Genomic DNA, 6,659 nt, shown 5'->3' with positions numbered 1-6,659 from the left:
GCCCGTGGATATGTGCGCCGCCCTACGGGCCGCGTTCCGCCCGTGGATAGGGCATGGACAGCCCGTGGAAAACGCTGGCGCGTTTCCCACCGCCTGCCCACACCGCTACCCACCGGCTCCACGCTCGGCACACATATCCACCGGCACATTCAGTAGGTCTGATTTTTTGATTTTAAGAGTTTGTTAATTTTTCCTAGAGCGCGAAAACCCATTTCCCATTTCAGAAAATAGGACAGTTCGAGAGACCTATTCAAACCCGTAAACTGTGCCTCTTAGATAGATCAAGAAGAGAAAATATCAAAAACCCGCAGAAATCAGCCATTTAAGAAAATGAAAGGTATCAAAATTGATACCCAAAGGTGTCAAAATTGATACCTATTGTTATCTTCATTATGATACTTTATGGTGTCACAAGTTAGATACTAAAAGGTGCGGAAATTTGCACCTTTGGCACATTGAGGACGTAATATGGCGACGCTTTTCAACGGTCAGAGACGGTTACTCGATGCCGAAACAGGCGAGATCATCGACGCGCAAGTTGTCACTAAAACCGTTGGAGACGCTGGCTTTCATAAAATTTGGCTGGCTGAAATTCTCGAACTGGTAGACGAGGTTGGAAATGCCAAAATGAAAATCTTGATGTGGCTCCTCTCGAAGGCCGATCATCAAAATCAAGTAGTCGCGACATGGCAGGAAATTGCAGAAGCCACCGGAACTAGCCGCCCAACCGTCGCCCGCCTTATGGGTGCACTGCGCAAAGCAGAAGTTATTTCCGAAATTCGCCGTTCACACTGGCGCCTTAACCCTAACATTATATTCAAAGGCGACCATCGCCAGCGCATGAATGTGCTGGTCAAATACCGCACTGAATCCACGCAAGCTGATATGTTCGACCTTGAAGCCAAACGGACCGCAAAGAAGGATGCCGCATGATGAGCGCAAACCCGATCATCCAGCATGACGATGAGGAAACAGCGGCCTTTCTGGCGGCTGTCCAAGAAGGCATTGCCGATGCCGATGCAGGCCGAACGGTTCCATATTCTGCCGTTCGGGAATGGCTCCTGTCGTGGGGAACTGAACACGAAAAACCGGCACCCCACTGCAAATGAGCACGGTCTTTTCCATTCAGTTCACTCGTAGATCACTCAACGACATTCAGCGCATCAAGCAGCATATCGGGGAAGAAAATCCCGCAGCAGCAAGCCGGGTTGCCATTCAGATCGTCGCCACATGCGACCGTCTCGAATACCTGCCAGAGCGCGGCAGACCCGGCATCACACCCGGCACGCGAGAACTGGTGTCCTGCTGGCCGTATGTAATCGTCTATCGCATCACCGACTCAACGGTCGAAATATTGAACGTCTGGCATAGTTCTCAAGACCGATAGTTCAAACGACTTTGAGGAGTTCATTGGATGCCCGACCAGACAGAACCCGCCCCTCTGATAGGGGTTGCTCCGCTGGATGAAGTCTTCGCCCGACTGAAAGCAGCCTTTCGGGGGATACCCTCACCCAAGAGCCACAGCTTCATCAGTCAGGAACTCGCGGACAAGGTGCTGACACCTTCACGGCGGAACATCATTGAAGTGCTGACTAACAGGGGCGGTTTAAGCCTCGCAGAAATCGCCACGGCAACCGGCCAGGCCATTGAAGGCGTGCGAGCTGATGTGCAGGCGCTCTGTCTGGTGGGCCTGCTCTGTCAGCCAGACGCAGATCACGCGGCCTTTTCCTGACCGATTGCCCAGCACCCGAAGGCGCGGGGCTGGAGGCATCGTTACAACCTCGTGGCTCACCACAAGCTAAACAGGAACACATGGAACCCGCAGGCGGGAATGTACGCCTCCCGGCTTCTCCTGCACAGGGGAAATCTCACATTCCGAGGGAAGGGCCAGAATCTTCCCAGTCATCATCGTGACCGCGATCTATTTTCATCACAGAGGCCGAATGAGTGATGTCTGGATTATCCTTAACAACATCGCTGCTAGAGGATCCCTTATCACCTTGCACACGCTCCAAAACGTATTTTCGGATATTTTCATCGGCATATAGAGAAGGTGCAAAAGTCTGAAAGCGCTTTAATCGTTCATTTTCTGGCCAACGCAGCAGAAAATCCACGCAATCCTTGATATACTGCGCCCGTTCTTCTTTTGCCTTATTCATTTCCTCTATCCGCGCTTTTTCCTCCTGCTCAAGTCGCCACTGGCGAGATTGTTCCTCCACATCCCTTCGTTGTTCCTCACGCCATTCCTGTACGCGCCTTACTGTGTAATCAGCAGCAATCCCTCGTAATCTCAATTTGGCGTGGATTTCTGGTTTCTGACACTCACCAAAAACAAAACTCTTCAGAGCACTCATCATTTCAGAAAGAGCGGCCTTCAATATGGCCAGAAAACTTGTTTTTTTTGCAATACTCTCCCGCCATTCTACAATATTTTTACGAGATTTCTTAATATCTTCAGGGGGCATAATCCGAGCAAAAAAACCGGCTTCTTCATGCCATTCCTGTATCTCATTTTCAGATCGCCTAATGGCAGATTCAGCACGCTCAATTTCATCTTCAACGCGTTTAATTTCAGCCTTTTTTTCTTCAATCACACGCAACCGTTGTCGATATGCAGGTAACTCTCTCACAAGAGCCTCTGCACCAGCTACAGGATTACCATTCATCAAGCGGTTTTGCTCATTGATCCACGCATCGCCACTCTTAAAGCTTATTTTGTTTCGCCGGTTGATCTCTTCGCAATACCAATCAACCATCCTTAGAAGCTGCTTCTGCTCAACCTGCTTTTCTTGCGCAATCGCTTCTCTGATCGTATCCGCCAAATCCTGAACAAGCTTCTGGACACTCTCATTTAAGACCTGCCTGCGCTGGTTCTCCTGCGCCTTGAACGTCCGGGGCTTGTATGGCTCCCGCTTTCGCTCCTGCTCGGCCTTGTGTTTGCGCTCTACCGCCGTGCTGGTGGGGCCAAGGTGAATGGTCGGCATTTCGTCCACGCCCTGCCGCTCATAGCTGCGGTGGTCGATGCGTGCCGGTTGCTGGTGCCGTTCCAGTGCTTCGTTGCACTGCATGGCCCACAATTCCCGAAGGCTCTCAATCTCTGGCCCGCCGGTCTTGGCCGCGTCCAGTATGCGGGTTTTCTTGCCCAGCCCGTCCGCCTCAACCTCCCGTGTCGTGGTGAGAATGTGGGCGTGGTAGTTTCGATCATCGCCGCCCGCACTGGGAGCGTGCAGGGCGACATCAGCAGCCACCCCATAACGCTCGACCACGGCAGAGGCAAAGGCGCGTGCAAGACCCGCCCTTTCTTTGGCGTCTAATTCAGCAGGAAGGGCCAGCACATATTCGCGGGCAGTAACCGAGTTAGAACGCTTCTCGGCCTGCTCGGCGGCGTTCCACAATGTCGAGCGATCGTATGCCCACTCGCAACCAGCCGGAGCAATGATGAAACTATCATCAACCCCGGTTCGGTTGGCGTAGTTGTGCTGGCGTCCATCGCGTTCATTGGTCAGCGTGTCCCCTGAACGATAAGCCGCAGCGGCAACGGCACTTCTGCCGGTGCTACGCGATACGGTCTTAACGGACAGGTGGAAGATCGCCACGGGATCGGCTCTCTGATAGAATGGGGTTGCAAGGGGTTCGCCCCTGTCGCACGCAAACTCGCAGAGTTTGCATAAGTGCGCCCTTAATATCTAGACGACATTAAGGGTTTTTAGGCAACCTAATTTTATGTTATGATTACACTTAGAAGGAGTTTCGAGCATATGACCAGCACAAGCCAGTCCGCCAAGTCCAAGAGAGTTCTTGATGCCGAAAAGAGGCTTGAGCAGGCACGAAACGCTCTGAAAGATGCCCGCAATGCTGAGAACAGGCAGAAGCGGAAAATTGAAGATCGCCAAAAAATTATCTTGGGTGGCGCTCTGCTAAAAGCAGCGGAAGGTGATGAACGCTTTTCGAATGTGATTGATTCCCTTCTTAAGCGGTTATCACGGGAACAGGACACAAAGGCTTTTCAGGATCACGGGTTCATCACACCCCGGCCAGCACAAGTGCAGAATGAGGGCTGACCATGTGTGAACCAGACGATACGGAAGATTTCGGGCTTCGTGCGTTTGAGGATTTAAAAAACACTGTCCAGAAGTCTAATAAAGCCTATTCGGACGTTGCCGGTAAGCTACCAGCCCTAGCAAAGCAACTTGAGGCACTGGACGCCAAAAGCACCTGAGCTGCGCAACGTGTCGAGGACGCAGCGCAGGCCGTCACCAGCTATATCAAGACCGACAGGCGCACCCTGCTCATCTCCTGCGGGTTTGGAGCCATTGCGCTCGTGTTCTGCGCGGCGTTTCTGGGTAACATTAAAGGAAGTCGAACCGGATACGCTCAAGGGTTCGCTGAGGGGCAGCAGGAAACCAAGAAGCGGGACTTACTGGCAGAATGGGCTGTGTCATCACCATCAGGCCGTATGGCCTACGAAATGGACAGGGTGGGCCAGATTCAGGCCTTCGGCATGTGTCGCATTGAAGGCTACAAACCCATCCAAAGAAAAGGCCAGACGATTTGCGCCCCTACATCAGGGACAGGCCTTCAATGGACAATTGTCGAAGGTCGATAAAAATGATTACCCCAAAAACGGCTATTAAATTGAGAATAAGAACGCTGGAAGCCCAGATGGACGCTTATCTGAAGGAGCTCGGTTATGCTTCCTGAGGGGTGGACATATGCCAATCTCGGAGAAATTGCGTCCACAGTCACCAGCGGATCCCGGGATTGGGCACAGTATTATTCTGATGCCGGTGATAAATTTGTAAGAATGACCAACCTTTCACGTGATGGAGTTAGAATTTCAGAAAATGATATGAAATATGTCGCCATTCCGCCTGACTCTAGCGATGGAAAACGCACGTCTTTAAAGAATGGTGACATTCTCATTTCTATCACAGCCGAATTAGGAAAGATTGGTCTGGTTCCGAAAGGATTTGGGACGGCATTTATCAATCAGCATCTTGCTCTAGTAAGATTAAAAAACGGTACAGCATCCAGCCCATTTGTTGCTTACGCTCTTTCGTCGAAAAAGCTTAATCAAAAATTGAACTCTCTGAACGATGCAGGCGCGAAAGCTGGGCTTAATCTTTCAACCATTCGGTCTTTTCCGTTAGCCCTCCCCCCTCTCCCCGAACAGAAGAAGATCGCGGCGATCCTCTCGACGTGGGATCGTGCGATTGAGGGGACTGAGAAGCTTCTGGCCAACAGCCAGCAGCAGAAAAAAGCCCTCATGCAGCAACTCCTCACAGGCAAAAAACGCCTGCCGGGGTTCACGGGGGAGTGGAAGCGCCAATCCTTTAAAGTGATTTTTGATGTCGACAATCAAAAAGACACACAAACCCCTGCATCTGAATACAAAGAAGAAGGCCGCACTCCTATTGTAGATCAAGGGAAAAGCTTCATCTCAGGATATACAGATGCTAATACTGTTTATGAAAATGTTCCTGTCATCATCTTTGGAGACCATACCAGAGTAATTAAATGGGTCGATTTCCCATTTTCACCGGGAGCAGATGGAACTCAGGTTTTAAGGACCCGGGCAAACACAATTAACAAATTTGGTTATTACCTACTTCAAAATGTCGATCTCCCAAATCTTGGTTACTCACGGCATATGAAGGAATTGAAAGAACAAATTTTCCATTGTCCCCCTCTCCCTGAACAAAAAGCCATCGCTGCTGTCCTGAGCACAGCAGACGAAGAAATTACGGCGATTGAATCCGACCTCGCACGCCTGCGTCAGGAGAAGAAAGCCCTGATGCAGCAGCTTTTGACAGGTAAAATCAGAGTAGCGGTCTGATCTTCTTCATAAGCCTTTTATGTCTCATTTAACGGGTGTTTCCGGTCTGGAGCGAGCGCAGCGCGGGAGCGGCGTAGCCCGCCCGTTAGGGCGTCCGGACATGCGTTTGCACTCAGGTCGGAATGAGGTCTTGCACTTAGGTGATCGCGCACTGTCCGCATGAAGTGCCGGGCCGCCTGCTGGAGTGCCGACAGAACGATCTCATAGGCGTTCGATGTCCGCACTCGCTTCCTAAGCTGGCGATCATACTGATACCGGGGCGTGTGCTTCACGATGCCGAGCGCATAGGCCCGGTTCAGAGCATTGATAACCGTCCGGCGGCTGGCACCTGACTTCTCGGCCATTGCTTCGTGACTGGGGAACATAGCCCCATCGTCCCCCATGAACTCCGGCAGAACCGCCAACGCATGTGCTTCCCCAAGGGTCAGCTTACCTTCCGACCGGAAAGGGACGTGGTGCGTCTCGGAGACCGGATACGGCCTTTTTTGGCCCATATTTTCTCCCACAGCGCCTTAACCGTCACATAAGCTAGAAACCACCAGGGCACCCATACACCCCATTCCTGAGCCATTTACTGGCCAATTTGAGGGGTGTTTCAGGTCTGGGCGAGTGCGGAGCAGGAGCGGCGTAGCCCGCGAAGCGCCAGACAAGCCGCTTTTCGTGACACGTCACGCAATCGCGCTCGCGCACGGTACCACCCGTGAGACTCCCTGCCCGTGGATATGTGCGCCGCCCTACGGGCCGCGTTCCGCCCGTGGATAGGGCATGGACAGCCCGTGGAAAACGCTGGCGCGTTTCCCACCGCCTGCCCACACCGCTACCC

The 6,659-nt window shown here is 52.1% G+C and carries 9 protein-coding genes; 7 read left to right on the top strand and 2 right to left on the bottom strand.

What is annotated here, in order from left to right:
* The first annotated feature begins 468 nt into the window (after positions 1-468).
* The 4 genes from ACP7IZ_RS13285 to ACP7IZ_RS13270 are packed head-to-tail and all read left to right on the top strand — an operon-like array spanning position 469 to position 1,732.
* On the top strand, positions 469-933 hold the full coding sequence (locus tag ACP7IZ_RS13285) for a replication/maintenance protein RepL (protein WP_020936806.1): 465 nt from the start codon (positions 469-471) through the stop codon (positions 931-933).
* Positions 930-1,109, top strand: a complete 180-nt coding sequence (locus tag ACP7IZ_RS13280) for a hypothetical protein (protein WP_020936805.1) — start codon at positions 930-932, stop codon at positions 1,107-1,109. The genes ACP7IZ_RS13285 and ACP7IZ_RS13280 overlap by 4 nt, the downstream gene beginning before the upstream one ends.
* Complete coding sequence (locus tag ACP7IZ_RS13275; protein WP_040133543.1) at positions 1,106-1,387, top strand: type II toxin-antitoxin system RelE/ParE family toxin; 282 nt, start codon at positions 1,106-1,108, stop codon at positions 1,385-1,387. Before ACP7IZ_RS13280 ends, ACP7IZ_RS13275 begins: the two co-directional genes overlap by 4 nt.
* A gap of 27 nt (positions 1,388-1,414) precedes the next feature.
* Complete coding sequence (locus ACP7IZ_RS13270; RefSeq protein WP_040133542.1) at positions 1,415-1,732, top strand: hypothetical protein; 318 nt, start codon at positions 1,415-1,417, stop codon at positions 1,730-1,732.
* Between the two features lie 136 nt (positions 1,733-1,868).
* On the opposite strand, the gene mobQ is transcribed toward ACP7IZ_RS13270, so the two are convergent.
* Entirely contained in the window at positions 1,869-3,596 is a 1,728-nt protein-coding gene (mobQ, locus tag ACP7IZ_RS13265) for a MobQ family relaxase (RefSeq protein WP_052366379.1), read from the bottom strand.
* A gap of 162 nt (positions 3,597-3,758) precedes the next feature.
* On the opposite strand from mobQ, the gene ACP7IZ_RS13260 reads away from it, so the two are divergent.
* The 3 genes from ACP7IZ_RS13260 to ACP7IZ_RS13250 all read left to right on the top strand — a co-directional run bounded on the left by ACP7IZ_RS13260 (position 3,759) and on the right by ACP7IZ_RS13250 (position 5,836).
* On the top strand, positions 3,759-4,061 hold the full coding sequence (locus ACP7IZ_RS13260; RefSeq protein ID WP_040133546.1) for a hypothetical protein: 303 nt from the start codon (positions 3,759-3,761) through the stop codon (positions 4,059-4,061).
* A gap of 2 nt (positions 4,062-4,063) precedes the next feature.
* A complete protein-coding gene (locus ACP7IZ_RS13255) occupies positions 4,064-4,219 on the top strand; it encodes a hypothetical protein (protein ID WP_020936808.1) in 156 nt (51 codons plus the stop codon).
* Positions 4,220-4,690: 471 nt separating this feature from the next.
* Positions 4,691-5,836: a restriction endonuclease subunit S gene (locus tag ACP7IZ_RS13250; RefSeq protein WP_020936807.1), complete on the top strand. Its 1,146-nt coding sequence runs from the start codon at positions 4,691-4,693 to the stop codon at positions 5,834-5,836.
* A 17-nt stretch (positions 5,837-5,853) separates the two neighbouring features.
* Here the strand turns inward: ACP7IZ_RS13250 and ACP7IZ_RS13245 are convergent, their stop codons facing one another.
* On the bottom strand, positions 5,854-6,219 hold the full coding sequence (locus tag ACP7IZ_RS13245) for a helix-turn-helix domain-containing protein (protein ID WP_330937200.1): 366 nt from the start codon (positions 6,217-6,219) through the stop codon (positions 5,854-5,856).
* Positions 6,220-6,659 lie beyond the last annotated feature (440 nt).

Source organism: Acetobacter sp. AAB5, assembly GCF_050106715.1.
Classification (GTDB): domain Bacteria; phylum Pseudomonadota; class Alphaproteobacteria; order Acetobacterales; family Acetobacteraceae; genus Acetobacter; species Acetobacter oryzifermentans.
The sequence above is the reverse complement of the archived record's forward strand: the minus strand, read 5'-3'. Positions and strand labels throughout refer to the sequence as shown.

Bases quoted from the DNA above. Each gene is read 5' to 3' on its own strand.
- ACP7IZ_RS13260 (WP_040133546.1), top strand. From the start codon at position 3,759: ATGACCAGCACAAGCCAGTCCGCCAAGTCCAAGAGAGTTCTTGATGCC.
- ACP7IZ_RS13255 (WP_020936808.1), top strand. From the start codon at position 4,064: ATGTGTGAACCAGACGATACGGAAGATTTCGGGCTTCGTGCGTTTGAG.
- ACP7IZ_RS13270 (WP_040133542.1), top strand. From the start codon at position 1,415: ATGCCCGACCAGACAGAACCCGCCCCTCTGATAGGGGTTGCTCCGCTG.
- ACP7IZ_RS13275 (WP_040133543.1), top strand. From the start codon at position 1,106: ATGAGCACGGTCTTTTCCATTCAGTTCACTCGTAGATCACTCAACGAC.
- ACP7IZ_RS13280 (WP_020936805.1), top strand. From the start codon at position 930: ATGATGAGCGCAAACCCGATCATCCAGCATGACGATGAGGAAACAGCG.
- ACP7IZ_RS13250 (WP_020936807.1), top strand. From the start codon at position 4,691: ATGCTTCCTGAGGGGTGGACATATGCCAATCTCGGAGAAATTGCGTCC.
- ACP7IZ_RS13285 (WP_020936806.1), top strand. From the start codon at position 469: ATGGCGACGCTTTTCAACGGTCAGAGACGGTTACTCGATGCCGAAACA.
- ACP7IZ_RS13245 (WP_330937200.1), bottom strand. From the start codon at position 6,219: ATGGGGGACGATGGGGCTATGTTCCCCAGTCACGAAGCAATGGCCGAG.